This is a genomic window from Ancylobacter mangrovi (assembly GCF_024752355.1).
GTDB classification, from domain to species: Bacteria; Pseudomonadota; Alphaproteobacteria; order Rhizobiales; family Xanthobacteraceae; genus Ancylobacter; species Ancylobacter mangrovi.
Map to the genome: position 1 here is coordinate 641191 of NZ_JANTHZ010000002.1, position 22854 is coordinate 664044.

Here is a 22854-nt window from a genome sequence, read left to right on the forward strand (position 1 = left end):
GGCCCGCGCGATCGATCGTGATGGGCGGAACGGGGGGAAATGTGGGCTTTTTGCCCGAAGCCGGCAGGGGGCGAGGTGACAGGGCGCGACCACGCGGCCTAAAAAGGACGACGCGCGCGCCGCAGGGGCGGGCGCACCGGGAGCTCCAAGCGCGCACGCAATGAGCGACGACGACCATCCGGCTTCGGGGCCCTCCGGCCCGTTCCCCGCCCGTGCGTCCCGCCGCACCTTTCTGGTCATGGCCGGCGCCACCACGCTCGGCACGGCGCTGTCGGCCTGCGGCTCGATGCCCGAGTCCCCGCCGCCCCAGGCCGGGCTGCCGACCGAGCCGGCGCCGCAGATGCCGCAGCAGCCGGCCAACTCGATCGGCACCGGCTCGGTGCGGATCGGCCTCCTGCTGCCGCTCGGCGCCAGCGGCAATGCGGCGCTCGCCGCCCAGTCGCTGCGCAACTCGGCCGAGATGGCGATGTCGGAATTCACCGGCGCCAACATCCAGCTTCTGGTGAAGGACGACGGCGGCACCGGCCCCGGCGCCCAGGCCGCCGCCCAGCAGGCGATCGACGAGGGCGCGCGGGCCATCATCGGCCCGGTCTTCGCCCATACGGTCGCCGCCGCCGGCCAGGTGGCGCGCCAGCGCGGCGTGCCGCTGGTGGGCTTCTCCACCGACACCAACGTCGCCACGCAGGGCGTCTACCTGCTCAGCTTCCTGCCGCAGACCGACGTCGAGCGCGCGATACGCTACGCCGCCTCGCGCGGGCGGCGCGGCTTCGTCGGCATCGTGCCGGACAACGCCTATGGCTCGGTGGTCGAGGCCGCCTTCCGCGAGACCGTGCCGGCCGTCGGCGGGCGCGTGCTCGGCATCGAGCGCTACGCCACCGGCGACGGCGGCAAATATGCCGAGGCCGCGCAGCGCGCCGCCGCCTCCGCCCGCGAGGCGGACGCGATCTTCCTGCCCGACGCCGCCGACGCGGTGCCGCAGATCATCCAGGCGCTGGCGGCGGCCGGGGTCAACATGTCGGGCAAGCAGCTCATCGGCACCGGCCTGTGGGACGACCGGCGGCTGTTCGCCGCGCCTTCCGTGGCCGGCGGCATCTTCGCCGCACCCGACCCGGCCGGCTTCCGCGCCTTCTCCGAGCGCTACCGCGCCCGCTACGGCCAGGAGCCGGTGCGCACCGCCACCCTCGCCCATGACGGGGTGTCGCTGATGGCGGCGCTGGTCAACGCCAAGGGCGAGATGGGCATCACCGACGCGGCGATCCAGAATCCGTCGGGCTTCATCGGCGTCGACGGCATCTTCCGCTTCCGCGCCGACGGCACCAACCAGCGCGGCCTCGCCATCATGCAGGTCGGCAACGGCACCTCGCAGATCATCGACCCCGCCCCACGCAGCTTCGCCGGCGCGATCTGACGCGGCTCAGGCGGCGAGATCCGCCACGATCGCGTCGAGCACCGGGAAGCCGCGGGCGGTGGCGCGCAGGCGGTCGCCGGGCAGCGCCTCGATCATCCCCTCCTCGCGCAGAGCCGCCACGCGGCCGGGATCGAAGTCGTGACCGGAGAGGCGCGCATAGCGGGTGCGGTCGATGCCCTCGACGAGGCGCAGGCCCATCAGCAGATATTCGTCGGACTGCTCGACCCGGCTCAGCCCCTCGTCGAGCACGATGCCGTGGCCGAAGCGCTCGACCCGGGTCAGCCACTCCTCCGGCCCGCGCTCGGTGCTGGTGGCGCGGCGGCCGTCGTCGGTGTCGATGCGGCCATGCGCGCCGGGGCCGATACCGGCATATTCGCCGTAGCGCCAGTAGAGCAGGTTGTGCCGGCTTTCCGCACCGGGGCGGGCGTGGTTGGAGATCTCGTAGGCCGGCAGGCCGGCCGCCGCCGTCACCTCCTGCGTCACGTCCCACAGCGCGCGCGCCCGTTCGCCGTCCGGCGTCACGAGGCGGCCGGCGCGGTGCAGCGCGGCGAAGGGCGTGCCCTCCTCGATGGTGAGCTGGTAAAGCGAGAGATGCTCGCAGCCCTCGGCGATCGCGCGGGCGAGCTCCGCGCCCCACGCGTCCGGCGACTGCTCGGGGCGGGCATAGATGAGGTCGAACGACACACGCTCGAAGGCGGCGCGCGCCACCGCCACGGCGGCCAGCGCCTCCTCGGCGCTGTGCATGCGCCCGAGCGCCCGGAGCGCGGCGTCGTCCAGCGCCTGAACGCCGAGCGAGACCCGGTTGACGCCGGCGGCGCGGTAGCCGCGGAAGCGGGCGGCCTCGACGCTGGTGGGGTTGGCCTCCAGCGTCACCTCGGCGTCGCGGTCGAGCGGCCAGGCCGCCTCGATCGCCTCGAGGATCGCGCCGACCGTCGCCGGCTCCATCAGCGAGGGCGTGCCGCCGCCGAAAAACACGCTCTGGGTACGCCGCTGGCCGGTGAGCGCGCGCATATGCGTGATCTCGGCGCGGAAGGCGGCGACGAAGCGGGCCTGGTCGGGCGGGGAATGGCGGACGTGGGAATTGAAGTCGCAATAGGGGCACTTGGCCTTGCAGAACGGCCAGTGCACATAGACCCCGAAGCCGGGATCGGCCGGCACGGCGCGCCGCAGCACCTGCCGCGCGGGCTGCCGGAGCAGGTCCTCAGTCAAATTTCGCCCCGAGGCAGGCCTGCGCCAGCGCCATGAAGGCGCGCGCCCGGTGCGACAGGCCGCGCCCGAGCGGCGGCAGGCCGTGCTTCTCGGCTCCCGTCATCTCGCCGAAGGTCTTCTCGTAACCGTCCGGCTGGAACATCGGGTCGTAGCCGAAGCCGGAAGGCCCGCGCGGCGGCCAGACCAGCGTGCCCTCGACCACGCCCTCGAACTCCTCCACATGCCCGTCCGGCCAGGAGAGGCACAGCGCGGAGATGAAATAGGCCCGGCGCAGGTCCGGCAGGTCGGCATTGGCCTCGCGCAGGCCCTCCTCGACCTTGGCCATGGCGGCCATGAAGTCCTTCTCCGGCCCGGCCCAGCGTGCCGTGTAGAGCCCCGGCGCGCCGCCCAGCGCCTCGACGCACAGCCCCGAATCGTCGGCGAAGGCGGGAAGCCCGGTCGCCTTCGCCGCCGCGTCGGCCTTGAGCCGGGCGTTCTCGGCGAAGGTGCCGCCGGTCTCCTCGGGCTCGGGAAGGCCGAGATCGCCGGCCGAGACCGCGTCCACGCCATAGGGCGCGAGCAGGCCGCGCATCTCCTCGAGCTTGCCGGGATTGTGAGTTGCGATGACGAGCCGGCCCTGGAGGCGGCGGGGCGCTTCGCTCATGATTCAGGCCACCGCCATCTTCTGCAGGTCGACCAGCTTGTCCACGCCCTTGCGGGCGAGCGCGACCATGGCGTCGAACTCGGCCCCGGTGAAGGGCGTCTTCTCCGCCGTGCCCTGGATCTCGACGAAGCCGCCGGTGCCGGTCATGACGAAGTTGCAGTCGGTCTCGGCCTCCGAATCCTCGGCATAGTCGAGGTCGAGGCGCGGCTCGCCGTCGATGATGCCGCAGGAGACGGCGGCGATGTGGTCGCGCAGCGGGATCGCCGGGATCATGCTGCGCGCCTTCATCCAGGACAGGCAGTCGTGCAGCGCGATCCAGGCGCCGGTGATGGAGGCGGTGCGGGTGCCGCCATCGGCCTGGATCACGTCGCAGTCGACGGTGATCTGCCGTTCGCCGAGCCGCTCGAGGTCCACCACCGCGCGCAGCGAGCGCCCGATCAGGCGCTGGATCTCCATGGTGCGGCCGGTCGGCTTGCCGGCGGTGACCTCGCGGCGCGTGCGCTCATGGGTGGCGCGCGGCAGCATGCCGTACTCGGCCGTCACCCAGCCGCGCCCCTGCCCCTTGAGCCAGGGCGGCAGGCGCTCTTCCAGCGTGGCGGCGACCAGGACGTGGGTCTCGCCGAACTTGACCAGGCAGCTTCCCTCGGCGTGGCGCAGCACCCCGCGTTCGAAGCTGACGGCTCGCATCTCGTCGGTGGCGCGGCGGGAGGGGCGCATGCGGGGCACTCTCTTCAGGTTTCGGCCGGCCCTTGTACGGGGCGCGCCATCCGCGCTCAAGTCCGCAGATCGCTTGAACCGGCATGATGAATACCGAAATATAGCGGTGTCACGTCAGGATTCAGCAGCGCAATGCCACTCGATCCGCTTCTCACCGCCACCACCCCGCAACTCGCGCGGCTCGACGAGCGCTCGCGCGAGATCTTCCGCCAGATCGTCGAGACCTATCTCGCGACCGGCGAACCGGCGGGGTCGCGCAACATTTCACGCCTCATCCCGATGACGCTCTCGCCGGCCTCGGTGCGCAACGTCATGGCCGATCTCGAGGCGGCCGGGCTGATCTTCGCCCCGCACACCAGCGCCGGCAGGCTGCCGACCGAGCGCGGGCTGCGCTTCTTCGTCGACGCACTGCTGGAGATCGGCGACGTCTCGGAGGAGGAGCGCAACGCGATCGAGGCGCAGGTGCGCGCCGCCGCGCTGGCGCAGTCGGTGGAAGGCGTGCTGGCGGAAGCCTCCAACATGCTGTCCGGCCTGTCGCGCGGGGCGGGCATCGTGACCGCGAGCCGGGTCGACGGGCGGCTCAAGCACATCGAGTTCGTGCCGCTCGACGCCACGCGGGCGCTGCTGATCCTCGTCTCCGAGGACGGCGAGGTGGAAAACCGGCTGGTGCCGCTGCCGACCGGCCTCCCCGCCTCGGCGCTGGTCGAGGCCACCAACTTCCTCAACGCCCGCACCCATGGGCGCACGCTGGCGGAATTGCGCGCCGAGGTGGAGCGCGCGCTCGCCGAGCGCCGGGCCGAGCTCGACGCGCTCACCGCCCATGTGGTCGAGACCGGGCTCGCGAGCTGGTCCGGCGGCGACAAGGCCGAGCGCCGGCTGATCGTGCGCGGCCAGACCCGGCTGCTGCACGACCTCAAGGCGATCGAGGACCTGGAGCGGGTGCGCCTGCTGTTCGACGACCTCGAGGGCAAGCAGGAGGTGGTCGACCTGCTCGGCCGCGCCGAGGAGGCGCAGGCGCTGCGCATCTTCATCGGCTCGGAGAACAAGCTGTTCTCGCTGTCGGGCTCCTCCACCATCGTCGCCCCCTATCGCGACGGGCAGGGCCGGGTGGTGGGCGTGCTCGGCGTGATCGGGCCGACGCGGCTGAACTATGCCCGCATCGTGCCGATGGTCGACTTCACCGCCCGGGTGGTAAGCCGCGTCTTGGCCGGCCCCGGGGCCGACGCGGCTTGATTTTTCATGCCCGCACCCCGATATGGCGCAGGTCTGCACGAAATGGCCGCCTGACAGGGTCGGCGGACGCGAAATTTCTCCCGACGAGGTACTTATGAGCGATAATTCCCGCAATCCGGCGGACCAGACCGACGCAACGCCCGGCGCTCCCGACGAGGAGATCGGCGCGGCGACGGCCCCGGCGGATGACGCCGCCCCGTGGGCGGCCGAGAAGGAACGCCTCGAGGCCGAGGTCGCGAGCCTGAAGGACAAGTTCCTGCGCGCCTTCGCCGAGGCGGACAATGTGCGCCGGCGCGCCGAGCGCGAGGTGGCGGACGCCAAGGTCTACGGCATCACCGGCTTCGCCCGCGACGTGCTGACCGTGGCCGACGATTTCGAGCGCGCCATGGGCGCCATCGACGCCGAGGCCCGCGCCACCGCCGAGGGCACGCTGAAGACGCTGATCGACGGCATCGAGCTGACCTCGCGCGCGCTGAACCAGACGCTCACCAAGCACGGCGTGGCGCGCATCGAGGCGGAGGGGTCGAAGTTCGACCCGAACCTCCATCAGGCGATGTTCGAGGTGCCGAACGAGGACGTGCCCTCCGGCACCGTGGTGCAGGTGATCCAGCCCGGCTACACGATCGGCGGCCGGGTGCTGCGCCCGGCGCTGGTCGGCGTGTCGAAGGGCGGGCCCAAGGCGGCCCCGGCCGAAGCGCCCGCCGCCGAGAGCTGAACGGGCCGCCGGCCTTCCCCGGCGATCCTTTCATCGATCCGCGAATCCTGGATTCTTAAACCGCCGGGCGACGAGGCAACCGTCGCCCGGCGGTTTTCTCGTGCGCGCTCTGCCGCCCGCGCTCAGCGCAGCTCGATGCCGTCGCGCAGGCCGCGCATCTCGTTGAAGCTGGTGTCGAAGCCCTCCGCCGGCGCGACGCCGACCATGCGCACATAGCCGGAGCGCCCGAAGCGCACCCACTGCGCCACCTTGACCGGCGTGCCGGTGCGCATCTCCACCGCGTTGGCGATCAGCTCGTAGCCCGGCTGCCCGCCGATGCGCAGCGTGCCGCCGCGCTCGATCTTCAGCTCCTTCACCCCCGGCACGCTGGAGATGGCGCGCTTGGCGAGGCTTTCGCGGTCGTCCTCGCGCACCTCACCCGGGGCGATGGAGACGATGAAGAAGGGCTGGCGCGAGAGGTCGCCGCTGGCGGCGTCGCCCTTGGTCAGCAGCGCGGCATTGGTGCCGAACACGCGCACCACCCGGTAGCCTTCCATGTCCTTGATGGTGAAGGGCAGGCGCGAGAGCAGCTCCTCCTGGGTCGGCGGCGGGCGGAAGGTGACGCTCATCAGCGCCGCCTCGACCGCGTCGTCGGAATAGCGGGCGGCCGAATCCTCGGGGAACTGCACCGTGACCATGGCGCCCTGCTTGCCGTCGCCAACCAGCATGATCCACTTCTTCAGCGCGGCCGCGCCCATGGTCTGGTAGCCGCTCATCAGCACGCCCTTGGCCCCGCTCTTAAGGGTCACGTCGCGCTTGTTCTCCACCGTCACGCCCTTGGTCTCGAGCGCCTCGGGGGTGAAGCTCTTGGAGACGTCCTCCAGCGCGGTGCCGGGCACCTCCATGATGAGGATCGCGGCGTGGGCCACCCGGTCCTCGAAGCCGGGAACGCCGGGAATTTCCGACATGCCGGACGGCGGCACGAGGCCGACCGTGCCGTCATTGGGGAACACCGCCTCCTGCGCGGCGGCGGGAAGCGCCGCGGCGACGAGCAGGAACCAGGCGGCGAGGACGTGGCAGAGGCGGGCACGGGCGAGGCGGCTCATTCCGTTTCCTTCGAGTGAGATCGGCGGTCCGCCCCCGAACCTGTCCGGTACGTGTCGGGCGGTCCAGCCCAATTGGGACGTCAAGACGGCGGAATTCCGCCATTTCCTGCAGGATTTACACGACGTAACGTGAGATTGATGCGGCCGGGCTGCTTCAGCAGGGTCGAGCTGTCGGGCACGATGCGGTCGATGCCGTGAAAGGCGAGGCGGCTCGGGCCGGCCAGAACGAGCGCGTCGCCCGAGGCGAGGCGGATCGAGCGGGTCGGATCGCGCCGGCTGGTGCCGCCGATGCGGAACAGCGCGGTGTCGCCCAGCGAGAGCGAGAGCACCGGCGCGCCGAATTCGCGCTCGTCGCGGTCCTGGTGGAGCCCCATGCGGGCGCCGGGCGCGTACCAGTTGATGAGGCAGGCCTCGGGCGCGACGTCGGCGCCGGAGAGCTTCTCCCAGGCTTCCAGCAGCACCGCCGGCATGGGTGGCCAGCGCTCGCCGGTCTCGGGATGGGTCGGCTGGTAGCGGTAGCCGGTCTCGTCCGACACCCAGCCGAGCGGCCCGCAATTCGACATCCGCACCGAGAACGGCTTGCCGGTGCGCGGCATGCACGGGGTGAAGAGCGGCGCGCGGGCGAGCACCTGCCGCAGCTCGGCGGCCAGCGCCTCCTGCGCCGGGCGGTCGAGCCAGCCGGACCACCACAGGCAGCCGGGGGCGATCTCGACCGGCGCGGCCGGCACGGGAGCGGTTTTCGTGGCCGTGGCCATCGCCTGCCCCTCAGAGCTTGCGCAGCGAGACCGCCTCGACCTCATGGTCCCCGCCCTTGCGCAGGATGAGGTCGGCGCGCTGGCGGGTCGGCAGGATGTTCTCGCGCAGGTTGAGCAGGTTGATCGAGCGCCAGATCGAGCGGGCGGTGGTGTCGGCCTCGCTGTCGGAAAGCCCGGAATAGCGGTGGAAATAGGCGGCCGGGTCGCGGAAGGCGGTCTCGCGCAGGCGCATGAAGCGCTCGACATACCAGCGCTCGAGGATCGCCTCGTCGGCGTCGATGTAGATCTTGAAGTCGAAGAAGTCGGAGACGAAGGGAATGCCCTTGCCGTCCTTGGGCGGGCGGCTGGTCTGCAGCACGTTCAGCCCCTCGACGATGAGGATGTCCGGCTGGTCGACCTCGACCGTCTCGTGCGGCAGGACGTCGTAGTTGAAATGGCTGTAGATCGGCGCGCGCACCGGCCGGCGGCCGGCCTTGATGTCAGACAGGAAGTGCAGCAGCGCCGGCAGGTCGTAGCTCTCGGGAAAGCCCTTGCGCCCCATCAGCCCCTCGCGCTCCAGCACCGCGTTGGGCAGGAGGAAGCCGTCGGTGGTGACCAGCGCGACCTTGGGCGTGTTCGGCCAGCGCCCGAGCAGCGCCTGCAGCACGCGCGAGGTTGTGGACTTGCCCACCGCCACCGAGCCGGCGACGCCGATGACATAGGGCATCTTGCCGGTATCCTCGGGGCCGAGGAACTTCTGCATCGCCCGGAACAGCTTCTGCGTCGCGCCGACATAGATCGACAGCAGGCGCGAGAGCGGCAGGTAGATCTGCTCGATCTCCGACAGCGAGAGCCGGTCGTTGAGGCCCTGCAGACGGGTGATCTCGTCCGGCGTCAGCGGCTGGGGCGTGTCGGCGCGCAGTCCCGCCCATTCCGCGCGCGAGAAATTGCGGTAGGGCGACAGCCCGGCCTTGTCGAGCTTCAGATCCATGGGCGGGATTCCGAGGACGTTTCCAGAACCATCGCCCGGTCATTGCCGGCGCCGGGCGCTGGTCGACCACATAACCCAGAGCGGGGCAAAGCGATACAGCAAGCTGCGATGGCGGCCGCGACGCCCGCGCATGGCACGGCGCGGGCCGACGCAGCGGCAGGACGGAAGGTCGCGAAACGGAAGGCGACGAAGCGGGAGGCGACGAGGCAATGGGCGCGAGGGCGGCCGGCGGCCGCGCGTTCACGCCTTCGGCCGGGAGGCCTTCTCCTCAAGGCCGGACTGGTGCGTCCGGCGTCCCAGTTCCGCATAGACGTCGTCCAGGCTGACGCCGCGCGCCTGCAGCAGCACGGCGAGATGGTAGAGAAGATCGGCGCTCTCCGAAATGACGGCTTTGGTATCGGTGCCGACCGCCGCCAGCGCCGTCTCCACCGCCTCCTCGCCGAGCTTCTGGGCGCATTTGGCGACCCCCCTGGCGATCAGGCTGCGCGTGTAGGAGCTCTCCCCGCCCGTGGCCGCGCGGGCGGCGACGATGGCGGCGAGGTCCTCGAGGCTCACCCGGCCCGGCGCTTCGCTCATGTCCCGCTCTCCTGCCCGAAATCGTCGCCCCCGCCGGTCCGCACGGCAAGCCCGGCGGCGGCCAGGCGGTCTTTCGCCTCGCCGATGGTGAAGGTGCCGAAATGGAAGATCGAGGCGGCGAGCACCGCCGAGGCGCCGCCCTTGCTGATGCCCTCGACCAGATGGTCGAGCGTGCCGACGCCGCCCGAGGCGATCACCGGCACCGGCACCGCGTCGGCGATGGCGCGGGTCAGCGCGAGGTCGAAGCCCTCGCCGGTGCCGTCGCGGTCCATCGAGGTGAGCAGGATCTCGCCGGCGCCGAGCGCGGCCACCTCGCGCGCATACTCGACCGCGTCGATGCCGGTGCGGTTGCGCCCGCCATGGGTGAAGATCTCCCAGCGGTCCGGCTCGCCCTCGCCCGAGACCTTCTTGGCGTCGATGGCGACGACGATGCATTGCTCGCCGAACTTCTCCGCCGCCTCGCGCACGAAATCGCGCCGGTTCACCGCGGCGGTGTTGATCGACACCTTGTCGGCGCCCGCGTTCAAGAGCGCGCGGATGTCCTCCACCGTGCGCACGCCCCCGCCCACGGTCAGCGGCATGAAGCACTGCTCGGCGGTGCGGCTGACCACGTCGATCAGCGTGCCGCGCGCCTCGTGGCTGGCGGTGATGTCGAGGAAGCACAATTCGTCGGCACCCGCGGCGTCATAGGCCTTGGCCGCCTCCACCGGATCGCCGGCGTCGCGCAGGTCGACGAACTTCACGCCCTTGACGACCCGGCCGTCCTTGACGTCGAGGCAGGGGATGACGCGGACCTTCAGCATGGGCGCTCCGCCGGGTTCATGCCGCGAGCCCCGCCACCAGCGCCAGCGCCGCGTGCGGGTCGAGCCGCCCGTCATAGAGCGCGCGGCCGGTGATCGCGCCTTCGAGCCTGGCGGCGCGCGGGTCGAGCAGCGCGCGCACATCGTCGAGCGATGCGAGGCCGCCCGAGGCGACGACCGGGATCGAGATCGCCTCGGCGAGGGCGATGGTGGCGTCGAGGTTCAGGCCCTTGAGCAGCCCGTCGCGGGAGATGTCGGTGTAGATGATCGCGGCGACGCCGGCATCCTCGAAGCTGCGGGCGAGCTCCAGCGCGGTCAGGTCCGAGGTCTCGGCCCAGCCTTCCACCGCCACGCGGCCCTCGCGCGCGTCGAGCCCGACGGCGACGCGGCCGGGATGGCGGCGCGCCGCCTCGCGCACGAAGGCAGGGTCGCGCACCGCGGCGGTGCCGAGGATCACCCGGGTGATGCCCTTCTCCAGCCATGCCTCGACGCCCGCGATATCGCGGATGCCGCCGCCGAGCTGGACCGGCATGGTCACCGCCTCGAGGATCCGCTCCACCGCATGGGCGTTGACCGGCTTGCCGGCGAAGGCGCCGTCGAGATCGACGATGTGCAGGTAGCGGAAGCCGTCATGCTCGAACTGCGCCGCCTGCTGGGCGGGGTCGTGGTTGAAGACGGTCGCCTGCGCCATGTCGCCCTGCTTCAGGCGTACGCACTTGCCGTCCTTGAGATCGATGGCGGGGAAGAGGATCACGGCGTCCACGCAAGGAAGTTGGCGAGGAGGGCGAGGCCGAGGCGCTGGCTCTTCTCGGGATGGAACTGCGTGCCGGCGACGTTGTCGCGCGCGACCATGGCGGTCACCGCCTGCCCGTAATCGGTGGTGGCGACCACGTCCTCGGGCCGCGCCGGCGCGAGGTGATAGGAATGCACGAAATAGGCGTCGAGCCCGTCCGCGCCGGTCGGGATGCCCGCGAGCAGGGGGTGCGGGCGCCGCATGTCGAGCCCGTTCCAGCCCATATGGGGGATCTTCAGCCCCGGGTCGTCCGGGGTGATCTTCACCACCTCGCCGGCGATCCAGTCGAGCCCCGGCGTCACGCCGTGCTCCAGCCCGCGCGTCGCCAAGAGCTGGAGGCCGACGCAGATGCCGAGGAACGGCCGGCCGCGCCCCATCACCACCTCGGTCAACGCCTCCACCATGTCGGGCACGGCGTCGAGCCCGCGCCGGCAGTCGGCATAGGCGCCCACGCCGGGCAGCACCACGCGGTCGGCGGCGCGCACCACCTCCGGGTCGGCGGTGACGATGATCGCCCGGCCGCTGCCGCTCTCGCGCGCGGCGCGCTCCAGCGCCTTGCCGGCGGAATGCAGATTGCCCGACCCGTAGTCGATCAGGGCGACGGGAGCGGGCGGCATCATCGTCCCGCCTCCGGGAACAGGCCGAGCACGTCGGCCGCGGCCGGGCGCGCGGGCAGAGGGGCCGCCGCGGGGGTCTCGCGCGGGGCCGGCACGGCGTTGAGGCGGGCCTCGAAATAGCGCTGCTCGGCCTCCTCCAGCCGGCGCGCGGCGACCGCTCCGGTCTCCTCGTAGCCCCACAGCAGCAGCTTGCCGCGCCGCAGGTCCGGCAGCATGAGCGCCACCGCGAGATGGGTCAGCGCCAGCAGCACCAGCGCGTCGGAATCGACGTCGAGCAGGTAGACCGTGCCCAGCAGCGCGCCCTGGATCGCGAGATAGGCCAGCAGGCCGAGCCACAGCCGGTGCGCCAGCAACACCAGCGGCGCGAAGAAGAGCGCGCTCCACGAGAAGCCCTCGCGCACGAAGGCGACCTTCTGCGCCCAGCGCTCGGTCGTCGCCTCCGCCTCGTCCGGCTCGAATACGGTCCAGATCGCCATGGCTTCGCCCTCAGCCGCCGAGGCTGCCCTTGGTGGACGGGATCTCGCCGGCCGTCGCCGGGTCGATCGCCACCGCGAGCCGCAGCGCCCTCGCCAGTCCCTTGAAGCAGCTCTCGGCGATGTGGTGCGCATTGAGGCCGTAGAGCGTCTCCACATGCAGCGTCAGCCCGGCATTGATGGCGAACGCCTGAAAGAACTCGCGCACCAGCTCGGTGTCGAACTCGCCGATCTTCGGCGCCGGGAACTCGGTGCGGAACACCAGGAACGGGCGGCCGGAAATGTCGAGCGCGACCCGGGTCAGGGTCTCGTCCATCGGCAGGTGCAGGCTCGCATAGCGGGTGATGCCGCGCATGTCGCCGAGCGCGGTCTTCACCGCCTGGCCGAGCGCGATGCCGACATCCTCCACCGTGTGGTGGAAGTCGATATGCAGGTCGCCCGTGGCCTCGATCTCCATGTCGATGCGCGAATGGCGCGCGAGAAGGTCGAGCATGTGGTCGAAGAAGCCGATCCCGGTCGCGATCGACGCCTTGCCCGTGCCGTCGAGGTCGACGGCAAGGCGGATCTGCGTTTCCTTGGTGGCGCGGGTGATGCTGGCCGTGCGCATGAAAGGGGCTCCCGGAAGAGCGGGCGTCTTAGCAGCAATGGCACCGCGATGCCATACGCGCGGCGCGGGGCGGCGAGCGGCCCGCCAGGCGGGCGGCAAACGCGCGTTCGAACGGCGCGGCGGCGCTGGCGTACCGGGGTGAAGTCGGCCATCATCGGCACTACCGGCCTGCCCGCGCGGCCCCTCTCCCCGACCCTGCAGCATCGAAGGCCTTCGCCATGGACGTCACCGGTCTGCAGAGCACGCGGCTGCGCGCCCGGGCGCCGCTGTTCCTGGCCGTCTTCATCGACATCTTCTCCTTCGGGCTGATGTACCCGCTGATCGTCGCCCTGTTCGACGGCGGGGCGATCACGGCCGGCTATTCGCCCGCGATGCGCGACGCGCTGCTCTCGCTCGCCTTCTCGCTGTTCCCGGTCGGCATGTTCTTCGGCGCCGCCCTGCTCGGCGACTTGTCGGACGCGCTGGGTCGCCGGCGCACGCTGATGATCTGCATGGGCGGGCTGGCGCTGAGCTACGCCCTGATGTGGGCTTCGCTGGAGATCGGCCATCTGTGGCTGTTCTTCCTCGGCCGGCTGCTGTCCGGCCTCATGGCCGGCACCGCGCCGATCGCGCAGGCGGCGATGGTCGATTCGGTGCCGGAGGAGCGGCGCAGCGCGGCGGTGGCGCAGGTGGTGCTGGCGAACACGCTCGGCATGGTGGCCGGCCCGGCGCTGGGCGGCCTGCTCGGCCATCTCGACTTCCGCCTGCCGCTCGCCCTTGCGCTGGTGCTGTGCGTCGCGACGCTGGTGCTGCTGCGCGGCGCCCGCTTCGCCCATGACGAGGCGCGCCGGACGCTCGCGCTCGACTGGCGCCAGCCCTTCCTGCTGCTGGCGCGGATCGGCCAGCGGCGGGCCATACGGGTGCCGGCGGCATCGTTCCTGCTGTTCCAGTTGGGCTTCCTGATCTACTACACCTTCATCCTGGTCGAGATGCAGCGCAGCTACGGCTTCTCGACCGGGGGGCTCGGCCTGTTCTCGATGGTGCTGGGGCTCGGCTGCGCCTTCTCCTCGGCCATCGGCTTCAAATGGGCGCGCGCGCGGCTCGGCAGCGACCGGGCGACGGCACTGCTCGGCCTCGCCCTGTGCGGGCTGTTCCTGATCGTCAGCGCGGCGCCGCTGCCGGCCTGGGGACAGGTCACGGTGGCGTTCCTGTCGACCGCGAGCAACATCCTCGCCTATGTCACCCTGCTCGCCGCCATCTCCTCGGCGGTCGACGAGACCGAGCGCGGCTGGGCGCTGGGCATCGCCAATGCCAGCGTCGCGCTCTCCGTGTTCCTCGCCGGGCTGCTCACGAGCCTGCTCGCCGTGCTGCCGGCGGACCTGTTCCTGGCCCTCGGCGGCGTGCTGGTGCTCACCGCCCTGCTGCCGGGGCTGAAGCTCGCCCGCGCGCCCGTGCCCGCGCCCGAGTTGCGCTGAGACGGCGAGGGCTTAAGTAAGGGCTTCCCGATCGGAGCTCTTCATGACGCATTCCCCCGACACGATCTACGGCACCACCATCGTCTCCGTGCGCACCGGCGGGCGGGTCGCCATCGGCGGCGACGGGCAGGTGACGCTCGGCAACACGGTGATGAAGTCGAATGCGCGCAAGGTGCGCCGGCTCGGGCGCGGCGACGTGATCGGCGGCTTCGCCGGCGCCACCGCCGACGCCTTCACCCTGTTCGAGCGGCTGGAGGCCAAGCTCGAGCAGTATCCGGGCCAGCTCCAGCGCGCCGCGGTCGAGCTCGCCAAGGACTGGCGCACCGACCGCTACCTGCGCCGGCTGGAGGCGATGATGATCGTCGCCGACGCCACCACCACCCTGGTCCTGACCGGCACCGGCGACGTGCTGGAGCCCGAGAACGGCATCGCCGCCATCGGCTCGGGCGGCGGCTACGCGCTGGCGGCCGCGCGCGCGCTCGCCGACAGCGGGCAGGACGCCGAGCAGATCGTGCGCAAGAGCCTCGCCATCGCCGCGGATATCTGCATCTACACCAATGGCAACGTCGTCGTGGAGACGATCGGCTGAGGCCGCGCCCGACCCGCGCCGGCCCGACCCGCTGCTGAAAGACCTTTCAATGACCAATTTCTCGCCCCGCGAAATCGTCTCCGAGCTCGACCGCTACATCGTCGGCCAGCACAACGCCAAGCGCGCCGTCGCCATCGCCCTGCGCAACCGCTGGCGCCGCCAGCAGCTCGAGGGGAGCCTGCGCGAGGAGGTGCTGCCGAAGAACATCCTGATGATCGGCCCGACCGGGGTGGGCAAGACCGAGATCTCCCGCCGCCTCGCCAAGCTCGCTGGCGCGCCCTTCCTGAAGGTCGAGGCGACCAAGTTCACCGAGGTCGGCTATGTCGGGCGCGACGTCGAGCAGATCGTCCGCGACCTGGTCGAGGTCGGCATCGGCATCGTGCGCGACGTGCGCCGCAAGGACGTGGAGGCCAAGGCGCACCTCGCCGCCGAGGAGCGCGTGCTCGACGCGCTGGTCGGCTCCACCGCCTCCTCCGGCACCCGCGAGAGCTTCCGCAAGAAGCTGCGCGACGGGCTGATGGACGACAAGGAGATCGAGATCGAGATCACCTCCGGCGGCCAGGGCATGCCGATGTTCGAGATTCCCGGCATGCCGGGGGCGCAGATGGGCGCCATCTCGATCGGCGACATGCTCGGCAAGGCGTTCGGCGGCCGCTCCAAGCCGCGCCGCGTCACCGTGCGCGACGCCCATCCGCTGCTGCTGTCGGAGGAAGCCGACAAGCTGATCGACCAGGACGCGATCGTCCAGGAGGCGATCCGGGCGGTGGAGGAGAACGGCATCGTGTTCCTCGACGAGATCGACAAGATCGCCGGCCGCGAGGGCCGCTCGGGCGCCGACGTCTCGCGCGAGGGCGTGCAGCGCGATCTGCTGCCGCTGATCGAGGGCACCACCGTCTCCACCAAGCACGGGCCGGTGAAGACCGACCACATCCTGTTCATCGCCTCGGGCGCGTTCCACGTCTCCAAGCCCTCCGACCTGCTGCCCGAGCTGCAGGGGCGGCTGCCGATCCGGGTCGAGCTGGAGGCGCTGACGCGCGAGGACTTCAAGCGCATCCTCACCGAGACCGAGGCCAGCCTCGTCAAGCAGTCGGTGGCGCTGATGGGTACCGAAGGGGTGACGCTCGACATCACCGAGGACGCGGTGGAGGCGATCGCCGACGCCGCGGTGCAGGTGAACGGCTCGGTCGAGAACATCGGCGCGCGGCGGCTGCAGACGGTGATCGAGCGGGTGCTGGACGATCTGTCCTTCAACGCGCCGGACCGTAACGGCGAGACCATCGTCATCGACGGCGCCTATGTGCGCGAGCGGGTCGCCGACCTCGCCGGCAATGCGGACCTCTCCCGCTTCATCCTGTGAGGCGCGAACCGGGTGGGGCATGCGCCTGGCGGGCGTTTCACGTGAAACGCCGCCCGCTCACCCCCAGCGGCTGAGGATCTTCAGCCGGCCCAGCAGCTCGGCCACCGCCTCGGTCGGCAGGGTGGCGATCTCGCGCGCCAGCAGGTTGGCGAGTTCGGTCGCCTCGGGCGAAAGGCCGGCGGTGTCGACCGTCACCCGCGGGTCGGAGATGTCGGCCAGCATGCGCAGCGCCTCGGCCTCGTCCCAGATGACGTTGAAATAGGCCATGATGCGCTGGAGCATGATGAAGGTCGGCTGGCCGCGCTTGCCGTGCTCCAGCGCCGAGAGATAGGCCGGCGAGACGCCGATGCCGTCGGCCATCTGGGTCAGCGTCACGCCGCGCTCGGCGCGCAGCTCGCGCATGCGGCGGCCGAACGGCGTCATCGTCCCCCCTCCCTCAGCCGGCGCACCCGCACATAGAGCGCGCCTTCCCCGCCATGGCCGCGCCCGGCGGTCTCGAAGCCGACCACCACCGCGCGCAGCTCCGGCGAGGCGAGCCATTGCGGCACCATGCGGCGCAGCACGCCGCGCCCGCCCTCGCCGGCGAGCAGGCCGCCGCCGTCGCCCTTGCCGGTGATCACCAGAACCAGCGAATGACCCGAATGCTGGGCGCCGCGCAGGAAGCCGAGCAGCCGGCCATGGGCGGCCGCCTGGGTCATGCCGTGCAGGTCGAGGCGCGCATCGACCTCGGCGCCGCGCGACAGGCGGCGGCGCAGCTTCGGCTCCAGCGGGGCGAGCGGCGTCAGCGGCGGGGGTGCCGGCGCGCGCGGACGGGGCGCAGGGGCGGCGGGACGGGCGGTCTTGCCGTTGGACAGCGCCTCGGGAGCTTCCGGCACCGCCTCGGGCGGCGTCTCGGCCTTGGGCGCCGGCTTCGGCTTCTCGGGGCGCAGCCGATGGACCGAGCGGGTGACGAGCTCCCACAATTCACGTTCCTCGGCGCCGAGCACGCGCCGCCGGCGCGGCCGACCTCCGCTCTCGCCCGCCCCGCTCATGGCACTTCCGAGACCGCTTCGGGCCTCACCGGCGGCTTGGGCGGCAGAGGCACGCGGTGCCGGGCGGGGTCGAGCGCGCGCGGCAGCAGGATGACGAAGCGGCCGGGATGCTGGATGCGGCCGGAGATCGAGCCCGCCTCAGCCCCCGCGCCGAAGAAGATGTCGGCCCGGGCCGGCCCGACAATGGCCGAGCCGGTGTCCTGCGCCACCATCAGCCGGTCGAAAGGCTGCAGCGCGCCGTCGGTGCCGGTCGGCAGCGCGGCGGCGATGTAGAACAGCGTGCCATAGGCGTGGATGCGCTTGTCGACGGCGATGGAGCGCCCGGCCACCAGCGGCAGGCCCTGCGCGCCGACGGCGCCGTCGTCGGCCTTCAGTTCGTGCGCCTCGCGGAAGAAGATGAAGGAGCGGTTCTCGCGCATCAGCGCCTGCCCCTCCTCCGGATGCGCCCCGATATAGGCGCGGATGGCGTCCATCGACATCTTCTCGCGCGGCACCAGTCCGCGCTCGATCAGCAGGCGGCCGATCGGCGTGTAGGGCTGGCCGTTATGGCCGTCATAATTGAGTCGCAGCACGCCGCCATCGGGCAGGCGGATGCGGATCGAGCCCTGGATCTGGGCGAAGAAGGCGTCCGCCGGGTCGCGCACCCAGGCGATCTCCAGCCCCTTGTCCTTCAGCGCCCCGTCGTCGATCGCCGCGCGGTCGAAATAGGGCACCAGCTTGCCGTCCACGCGGCGGTAGGCCGGGGCGCGGTTGGAGGGCGGGCTGCCCCTGGGCGGCGGCTCGGTGACGAGGTCGGGCGGGCGCCGGTAGAGCGGGGTGTGGAATTCGGCCGTGCGCGTGCGCGAGCCTTCCACCTCCGGCTCGTAATAGCCGGTGAGAAAGCCGTCCGGCTGGCCGATCGAGGCGATGGCGTAGGGGCGGAATTCGCGCTCGAGGAAGGCCCGCGCGCGGTGCTCGCTCACATGCCTGGGCAGGTGCCGCGCCCGGGCGCAGATCGGCGCCAGCGCGGTGAAGAAGGGACGCGGCGGCGTGACGAGGTCGCCCTTGGCCGCGTTCATCGCGCAGCTCCGGCGGAAGGCTGCGAGCGCGGCGGCGACGTCGTCCGACGCCCAGCCGGGCAAATCGGCGAAGCGCACCGGCTCCAGCGCCGCCTGCGGGAACAGCACCGGCACGGAGTCGGGCCGGTGGCGATCGCGATGGGTGCGGGAGGCGTGCTTGCCGGCGGAGGAGGCATGGGCGAGCCCCGTGCCCAACGCTCCCGCGAGCCCGGGGACGGGCGGCGGGACGAAGCCGGTCAGCGCGCCCGACAGCGCCAGGGCGGCAAGGGTGAGAAGAGCGGTTCGCACCCCATCATCTTCTCACGAAGCGGCCTCTGTGGCGACGAGCTTCCAGTTGGGGTCGCGCGCACCGAGATCGCGGGCGAAGGTCCACACGTCCGTGACGTCGACCACCTGCTCGGCATCGCCGTCGATGACGTCGCCGGCGCGGTTACGCGTCACCGAGATGAGCTGGGAGAGGAAGCGCACGGTGATCTGGGCGCTACGGCCCTTCACCTGTGCCTCGACGATGTCCGCCTTCTCGAGGCCGACGAAGTGGGTCTCCATCTTCTCGCCGCGCTGCTCGCGCTCGGCGATGGCGGAGGAGAAGCCCTCGAACACCTCGCGGGCGAGCAGATCCTTCAGCGCCGCGCGGTCGCCCTTGGCGAAGGCGACGACGATCATCTCATAGGCCGCGCGGGCACCGGTGATGAAGTGCTGGGCGTCGAAGCCGCGCTCCTGCACCGCGATCGCGTCGAGCCCGGCGGCGACCGGCGAGCCTTCCTCGGCGACGCCGGTCCAGCGGGCCGGGCGCGGCTCGTTTGGATCGGCGGGCTCGACCGGCTCGGGAATCGCCGGAGCCTCGGCGGCGCCCGGAAAATTCACGACCTTGTCCGAGCCGCCGGCCGGCGCCTTGGCGGGATCGCGCCGCGAATAGGGGTCATAGGGCGGTCGCTCGCGCCCGGTACGCTGACCCAGCACGCTGCGCAGCCGTATGAAAATAAACACGGCGAGAGCCAGGAAGATGATCGTATAGATATCGAACACGTTGCTAATCGCCGTCGTTTCGCCTTGCCTCAGGCATCCATGGCACCCTTATCGTCATATGTGGTGTGAGCTGCGTTCAAGTCCACCACCGACGACCGATCCCGGCCTTCTACAGCCTATTTACGCCGTCCGCGCGATTTCGCCAGCCCGGGAACTGACGTAACGTCATCACCTCGCGCGAGGGCCGGAACGCCCTTACCTTACGCAAGAGTAGAGCAAGGGGCCATCCGGCGCCAACGCTCGATGCGATTTGCCGCGCCCGGCGGGCCGCCTCCGGTACCCGGGCGCGGCCCGGCGCGGCGCGCCTTGAGGCCGGGCGGCAACCGTGTTAGCGACACGCGCCGATTTGACGTCCGACTGCGGCGGCACCCTCCGACCCAGCGGCGAACGACCCCGCAAAGGCGCCCTGCCGCCGGCGGGGACCCGAGGAGATCCTGATGGCCGATACCGACAACGCCGCCGCGTCCATGCCCACCCTCCAGGTGCTGACGCAGTACACCAAGGACCTGTCCTTCGAGAATCCGGGCGCGCCCGAATCGCTGCAGCCGGCGGGACAGCCGCAGATCGGCATCCAGATCGGCGTAAACGCGCGCCCGATCCGCGACGGCGACTTCGAGGTCGAGCTGAAGATCGAAGCCAAGGCCGAGCGCGGCGGCAAGACGCTGTTCGCGGTCGAGCTCGCCTATGCCGGCGTGTTCCGCGCCCAGAACGTGGCGCAGGAGACCATGCACCCCTTCATCATGATCGAGTGCCCACGCATGCTGTTCCCGTTCGCGCGGCAGATCGTCGCCGACACGGTGCGCAATGGCGGCTTCCCGCCGCTGATGATCGATCCGGTGGATTTCGTCACGCTCTATCGCGAGCGCATGGCCAAGACCCCGCCGAGCAACGTGCTCGCCTCCTGAGCGAACGCAATCCCGGCCGGCGGCACTCCTCACACGGAGGCCGCCGGGCGGTTCACTTCTCCGCCACGTAGCCGTTCCAGAGCGCGCCCTCGCCCAGCGTGGCGATGAACGCCTCATGCGCGGCGAGCTCCTCGGCATGCACCCGGGGGGGCAGCGGGTGCGGGCGCTGCAACGGCGCCGCCGGCCCGCCATCGGCAACGACGACCGTGCGTTCCTCGATGGTGAGGCTGAGCGCGGTCTGCTTGCCGCCGCACAGTTCGGCATAGACCTCCGCCAGCAATTCGGAATCGAGCAGCGCCCCGTGCTTGGTGCGGCGCGAGCCGTCGATGCCGTAGCGCGTCATCAGGTCGTCGAGGCGGTTCGAGCCGCCCGGATGGCGCCGCCGAGCCAGGCTCAGCGTGTCCACCACCCGGTCGAACACGATCGCCGGACGGCCGAGCCGCGCCAGCTCGGCATTGAGGAAGCCGATGTCGAAGGCGGCGTTGTGGATCACCAGCGGGTCGTTGCCGATGAAGGCGAGGAACTCTTCCGCCACCGCCGCAAAGAGCGGCTTGTCGGCGAGGAACTCGCTCGACAGCCCGTGCACGGCGAAGGCCTCGGCCGGCATGTCGCGCTCGGGATTGATGTAGACGTGGTAGTTCTGGCCGGTCGGGATGCGGTTGTAGATCTCGACGCAGCCGATCTCCACCAGCCGGTCGCCGGTGAGCGGGTTGAGGCCGGTGGTTTCGGTGTCGAGCACGATCTCACGCATGGCCGGCCTCCCCTTTGGCGCGCTGGCGAAGCGCGGCGATCAGCTTTTCCACCTGCTCGCGCGCATGCTGCAGCCCGTGGCCGGTGTCGATGAGGTAGTCCGCCCGCGCGCGCTTTTCCGAATCGGGCACCTGACGCGACAGGATCGCCTGGAATTTCGCCTCGGTCATGCCCGGACGGGCGAGAACGCGGGCGCGCTGCACCGTTTCCGGCGCGGTGACGACCAGCGTCGCGTCGACCCGCCCCTCGGCGCCGGTCTCGAACAGCAGCGGGATGTCGAGCACGACCACCGGTTCGCCCGCCGCGGCGGCGCGTTCGAGAAAGGCGGCCTCGCGGGCGTGCACCAGCGGGTGGACGATCGCTTCCAGCTTCTCCATCGCCGCCTTGTCGTGCAGCACCCGGGCGCCGAGCAGGGTGCGGTCGATCCGCCCGCCCATGGAGACGCCGGGAAAGGCCTCTTCGACCGGGCCGACGCCTTCCGCGCCATAGATGGCGTGGACCGCCGCGTCGGCGTCGTGCACCGGGACGCCAAATTCACGGAAGATCGCAGCGGTGGTCGACTTGCCCATGCCGATCGAGCCGGTCAGGCCGAGCCGGAGGGGACGCGCGCCGCTCATGCGAGCTGGCCCTTGGCGGCGAGGTCGGCGAGCACCAGTTCGCGCAGCTCGGACGTGACCTGCGGGCGCACGCCGAACCAGCGCTCGAAGCCCGGCACCGCCTGATGCAGCAGCATGCCGAGCCCGTCCACCGTGGCGAGCCCCTGCGCCCGCGCGGTGGCGAGAAGCGGTGTCACCAGAGGCACATAGACGATGTCGGTGACGAGCGCGGCCGGCGACAGCGGCGACAGGTCGATGTCGAGCGGCGGCTGACCCTTCATGCCGAGCGAGGTGGTGTTCACCAGGAGCCGGCAGCCGGCGAGCCTGGCCGGCATGTCGCGCCACTCGACCGGCAGCACGCGGGGCCCGAAATGGGCCCCCATCGCCTCGGCGCGGGCGAAGGTACGGTTCGCCACCACCACGCGGTCGAGGCCGCGGCTGAGCAGGCCGTGGATGATGCCGCGCGCGGCCCCGCCCGCGCCCAGCACCACGGCTTCGCCGAGCGCGCGGGTCCAGTCCGGCTGGGCGGCGTCGAGATTGGCGAGGAAGCCATGCACGTCGGTATTGGCGCCGCACAGGCGCCCGTCCTCCAGCCACAGCGTGTTCACCGCGCCGAGGGCCACCGCCACCGGGTCGAGCTCGCGCGCGGCGCGAAAGGCCGCCTCCTTGTGCGGCACCGTCACATTGGCACCGACGAGGCCGCTGGCGGCGAAGTCGCCGAGAAAGCGGTCGATGTCGCCCGGCGCGACATCGAGAAGCCCGTAGCTGCCGTCGATGCCGTGCGATTTCAGCCAGTAGCCGTGGATCAGCGGCGAGCGCGAATGGGCGACCGGATGGCCGATGACGGCGGCGCGGCGGGTCATGTCAGGTCTCCATGCCGGCGCAGGAAGGCGAGCAGCGCCAGCAGCGGCAGGCCGAGGATCACCGAATGGTCGCCCTCGATGCGCTCGAACAGGTGGATGCCGAGATTTTCGAGCTGGTAGCCGCCGACGCTCGAAGTCACCGCCTCGCCGGCGGCGTCGAGATAGGCGTCGAGCGTGTTCGCGTCGAGCGGGCGCATCGTGAGGCGCGCGGTCTCGACGGTCTCGAACAGCACCACGCCGTCCCGGGCAAGCGCGATGGCGGAATGGAGCGCATGGGTATGCCCGGCGAGGCGGGCGATCTGGTCCCGCGCGCCCGCGCGATCGGCCGGCTTGTGGAAGGCCTCATCGCCCAGCGCCAGCGTCTGGTCGGCGCCGATCACCAGTCGGCCAGGGCAAAGCGCGCCGCCCGCCAGTGCCTTGGCGCGGGCCAGAACCGAGGCGACCTCGGCGGGAAATGCGCCGCGCGAGACGGCCTGCGCCTCCAGCGCGCGCTCGTCGATATCCACGGCGAGCGCCTCGACCGGCAGCTGGGCGGCCTCAAGGAGCGCGCGGCGGGCGGCGCTTTTCGAGGCGAGCACCAAGGGCGCCGTTCCGCGCCAGAGCGGATGGGTCGCGGGCGCCATC

The 22854-nt window shown here is 71.4% G+C and carries 27 protein-coding genes; 7 read left to right on the forward strand and 20 right to left on the reverse strand.

Features of this window, described 5'->3' with window-relative positions; translation table 11 throughout:
• Positions 1-160: 160 nt before the first annotated feature.
• On the forward strand, positions 161-1408 hold the full coding sequence (locus tag NVS89_RS08330; protein ID WP_258732145.1) for a penicillin-binding protein activator: 1248 nt from the start codon (positions 161-163) through the stop codon (positions 1406-1408).
• Positions 1409-1414: 6 nt separating this feature from the next.
• Here NVS89_RS08330 and hemW read toward each other — a convergent pair whose 3' ends face one another.
• The 3 genes from hemW to rph are packed head-to-tail and all read right to left on the reverse strand — an operon-like array spanning position 1415 to position 3977.
• The gene (gene hemW, locus NVS89_RS08335; RefSeq protein ID WP_258732146.1) at positions 1415-2617 is read right to left on the reverse strand and encodes a radical SAM family heme chaperone HemW; all 1203 of its coding nucleotides are present in this window, start codon (positions 2615-2617) and stop codon (positions 1415-1417) included.
• On the reverse strand, positions 2610-3260 hold the full coding sequence (rdgB, locus tag NVS89_RS08340) for an RdgB/HAM1 family non-canonical purine NTP pyrophosphatase (protein ID WP_258732147.1): 651 nt from the start codon (positions 3258-3260) through the stop codon (positions 2610-2612). Before rdgB ends, hemW begins: the two co-directional genes overlap by 8 nt.
• A gap of 3 nt (positions 3261-3263) precedes the next feature.
• Positions 3264-3977: a ribonuclease PH gene (gene rph, locus NVS89_RS08345; RefSeq protein WP_258732148.1), complete on the reverse strand. Its 714-nt coding sequence runs from the start codon at positions 3975-3977 to the stop codon at positions 3264-3266.
• A 132-nt stretch (positions 3978-4109) separates the two neighbouring features.
• On the opposite strand from rph, the gene hrcA reads away from it, so the two are divergent.
• Both hrcA and grpE read left to right on the forward strand, forming a co-directional pair.
• Complete coding sequence (gene hrcA, locus NVS89_RS08350) at positions 4110-5210, forward strand: heat-inducible transcriptional repressor HrcA (RefSeq protein WP_258732149.1); 1101 nt, start codon at positions 4110-4112, stop codon at positions 5208-5210.
• 94 nt (positions 5211-5304) lie between these two features.
• Positions 5305-5925, forward strand: a complete 621-nt coding sequence (gene grpE, locus NVS89_RS08355) for a nucleotide exchange factor GrpE (RefSeq protein ID WP_258732150.1) — start codon at positions 5305-5307, stop codon at positions 5923-5925.
• Between the two features lie 122 nt (positions 5926-6047).
• Here the strand turns inward: grpE and NVS89_RS08360 are convergent, their stop codons facing one another.
• The 9 genes from NVS89_RS08360 to hisB form a co-directional block, all read right to left on the reverse strand.
• Positions 6048-7010 (reverse strand): hypothetical protein, encoded by a 963-nt coding sequence (locus NVS89_RS08360; protein WP_258732151.1) that lies wholly within the window; start codon positions 7008-7010, stop codon positions 6048-6050.
• 80 nt (positions 7011-7090) lie between these two features.
• Positions 7091-7765 (reverse strand): alpha-ketoglutarate-dependent dioxygenase AlkB family protein, encoded by a 675-nt coding sequence (locus tag NVS89_RS08365; protein ID WP_258732152.1) that lies wholly within the window; start codon positions 7763-7765, stop codon positions 7091-7093.
• A 10-nt stretch (positions 7766-7775) separates the two neighbouring features.
• Positions 7776-8735, reverse strand: a complete 960-nt coding sequence (coaA, locus tag NVS89_RS08370) for a type I pantothenate kinase (protein ID WP_258732153.1) — start codon at positions 8733-8735, stop codon at positions 7776-7778.
• A gap of 240 nt (positions 8736-8975) precedes the next feature.
• A complete protein-coding gene (locus tag NVS89_RS08375; protein WP_258732154.1) occupies positions 8976-9311 on the reverse strand; it encodes a phosphoribosyl-ATP diphosphatase in 336 nt (111 codons plus the stop codon).
• On the reverse strand, positions 9308-10114 hold the full coding sequence (hisF, locus tag NVS89_RS08380) for an imidazole glycerol phosphate synthase subunit HisF (protein ID WP_258732156.1): 807 nt from the start codon (positions 10112-10114) through the stop codon (positions 9308-9310). Before hisF ends, NVS89_RS08375 begins: the two co-directional genes overlap by 4 nt.
• 16 nt (positions 10115-10130) lie before the next feature.
• Positions 10131-10865 carry a 1-(5-phosphoribosyl)-5-[(5-phosphoribosylamino)methylideneamino]imidazole-4-carboxamide isomerase gene (gene hisA, locus NVS89_RS08385; RefSeq protein ID WP_258732157.1) on the reverse strand — a complete coding sequence of 245 codons (735 nt, stop codon included), beginning with the start codon at positions 10863-10865 and terminating at the stop codon, positions 10131-10133.
• The gene (gene hisH / locus NVS89_RS08390) at positions 10862-11521 is read right to left on the reverse strand and encodes an imidazole glycerol phosphate synthase subunit HisH (protein ID WP_374114550.1); all 660 of its coding nucleotides are present in this window, start codon (positions 11519-11521) and stop codon (positions 10862-10864) included. Before hisH ends, hisA begins: the two co-directional genes overlap by 4 nt.
• Positions 11521-11997 (reverse strand): DUF2628 domain-containing protein, encoded by a 477-nt coding sequence (locus tag NVS89_RS08395; RefSeq protein ID WP_258732159.1) that lies wholly within the window; start codon positions 11995-11997, stop codon positions 11521-11523. Before NVS89_RS08395 ends, hisH begins: the two co-directional genes overlap by 1 nt.
• A 10-nt stretch (positions 11998-12007) precedes the next feature.
• Positions 12008-12601 carry an imidazoleglycerol-phosphate dehydratase HisB gene (gene hisB / locus NVS89_RS08400; protein ID WP_258732160.1) on the reverse strand — a complete coding sequence of 198 codons (594 nt, stop codon included), beginning with the start codon at positions 12599-12601 and terminating at the stop codon, positions 12008-12010.
• A gap of 218 nt (positions 12602-12819) precedes the next feature.
• Here hisB and NVS89_RS08405 point away from each other — a divergent pair, with 218 nt between their 5' ends.
• From NVS89_RS08405 to hslU, 3 genes are read left to right on the forward strand one after another with little or no spacing between them, the layout of a single operon-like run.
• Positions 12820-14055 (forward strand): MFS transporter, encoded by a 1236-nt coding sequence (locus NVS89_RS08405; RefSeq protein ID WP_258732161.1) that lies wholly within the window; start codon positions 12820-12822, stop codon positions 14053-14055.
• 43 nt (positions 14056-14098) lie between these two features.
• Positions 14099-14644 carry an ATP-dependent protease subunit HslV gene (gene hslV / locus NVS89_RS08410; RefSeq protein WP_258732162.1) on the forward strand — a complete coding sequence of 182 codons (546 nt, stop codon included), beginning with the start codon at positions 14099-14101 and terminating at the stop codon, positions 14642-14644.
• A gap of 49 nt (positions 14645-14693) precedes the next feature.
• Positions 14694-16001 (forward strand): ATP-dependent protease ATPase subunit HslU, encoded by a 1308-nt coding sequence (gene hslU / locus NVS89_RS08415; protein ID WP_258732163.1) that lies wholly within the window; start codon positions 14694-14696, stop codon positions 15999-16001.
• Between the two features lie 57 nt (positions 16002-16058).
• Here the strand turns inward: hslU and NVS89_RS08420 are convergent, their stop codons facing one another.
• The 4 genes from NVS89_RS08420 to NVS89_RS08435 are packed head-to-tail and all read right to left on the reverse strand — an operon-like array spanning position 16059 to position 19116.
• Positions 16059-16424, reverse strand: coding sequence for a helix-turn-helix domain-containing protein (locus NVS89_RS08420; RefSeq protein ID WP_258732164.1), 366 nt, complete (start codon positions 16422-16424; stop codon positions 16059-16061).
• Positions 16421-17032, reverse strand: coding sequence for a Smr/MutS family protein (locus NVS89_RS08425; protein ID WP_258732165.1), 612 nt, complete (start codon positions 17030-17032; stop codon positions 16421-16423). Before NVS89_RS08425 ends, NVS89_RS08420 begins: the two co-directional genes overlap by 4 nt.
• Complete coding sequence (mltA, locus tag NVS89_RS08430) at positions 17029-18378, reverse strand: murein transglycosylase A (RefSeq protein ID WP_258732166.1); 1350 nt, start codon at positions 18376-18378, stop codon at positions 17029-17031. The genes NVS89_RS08425 and mltA overlap by 4 nt, the downstream gene beginning before the upstream one ends.
• 12 nt (positions 18379-18390) lie before the next feature.
• Positions 18391-19116: a Tim44/TimA family putative adaptor protein gene (locus NVS89_RS08435; protein ID WP_258732168.1), complete on the reverse strand. Its 726-nt coding sequence runs from the start codon at positions 19114-19116 to the stop codon at positions 18391-18393.
• Between the two features lie 437 nt (positions 19117-19553).
• Here NVS89_RS08435 and secB point away from each other — a divergent pair, with 437 nt between their 5' ends.
• Positions 19554-20021: a protein-export chaperone SecB gene (gene secB, locus NVS89_RS08440; protein WP_258732169.1), complete on the forward strand. Its 468-nt coding sequence runs from the start codon at positions 19554-19556 to the stop codon at positions 20019-20021.
• Positions 20022-20073: 52 nt separating this feature from the next.
• On the opposite strand, the gene dnaQ is transcribed toward secB, so the two are convergent.
• Genes dnaQ through NVS89_RS08460 form a run of 4 tightly spaced genes read right to left on the reverse strand, consistent with a single transcriptional unit; the run spans position 20074 to position 22853 of the window.
• Positions 20074-20772 (reverse strand): DNA polymerase III subunit epsilon, encoded by a 699-nt coding sequence (gene dnaQ, locus NVS89_RS08445; RefSeq protein WP_258732170.1) that lies wholly within the window; start codon positions 20770-20772, stop codon positions 20074-20076.
• Positions 20765-21388, reverse strand: a complete 624-nt coding sequence (gene coaE, locus NVS89_RS08450; RefSeq protein ID WP_258732171.1) for a dephospho-CoA kinase — start codon at positions 21386-21388, stop codon at positions 20765-20767. The genes dnaQ and coaE overlap by 8 nt, the downstream gene beginning before the upstream one ends.
• On the reverse strand, positions 21385-22230 hold the full coding sequence (locus NVS89_RS08455) for a shikimate dehydrogenase (protein ID WP_258732172.1): 846 nt from the start codon (positions 22228-22230) through the stop codon (positions 21385-21387). The genes coaE and NVS89_RS08455 overlap by 4 nt, the downstream gene beginning before the upstream one ends.
• Complete coding sequence (locus NVS89_RS08460; RefSeq protein WP_258732173.1) at positions 22227-22853, reverse strand: Maf family protein; 627 nt, start codon at positions 22851-22853, stop codon at positions 22227-22229. Before NVS89_RS08460 ends, NVS89_RS08455 begins: the two co-directional genes overlap by 4 nt.
• Position 22854 lies beyond the last annotated feature (1 nt).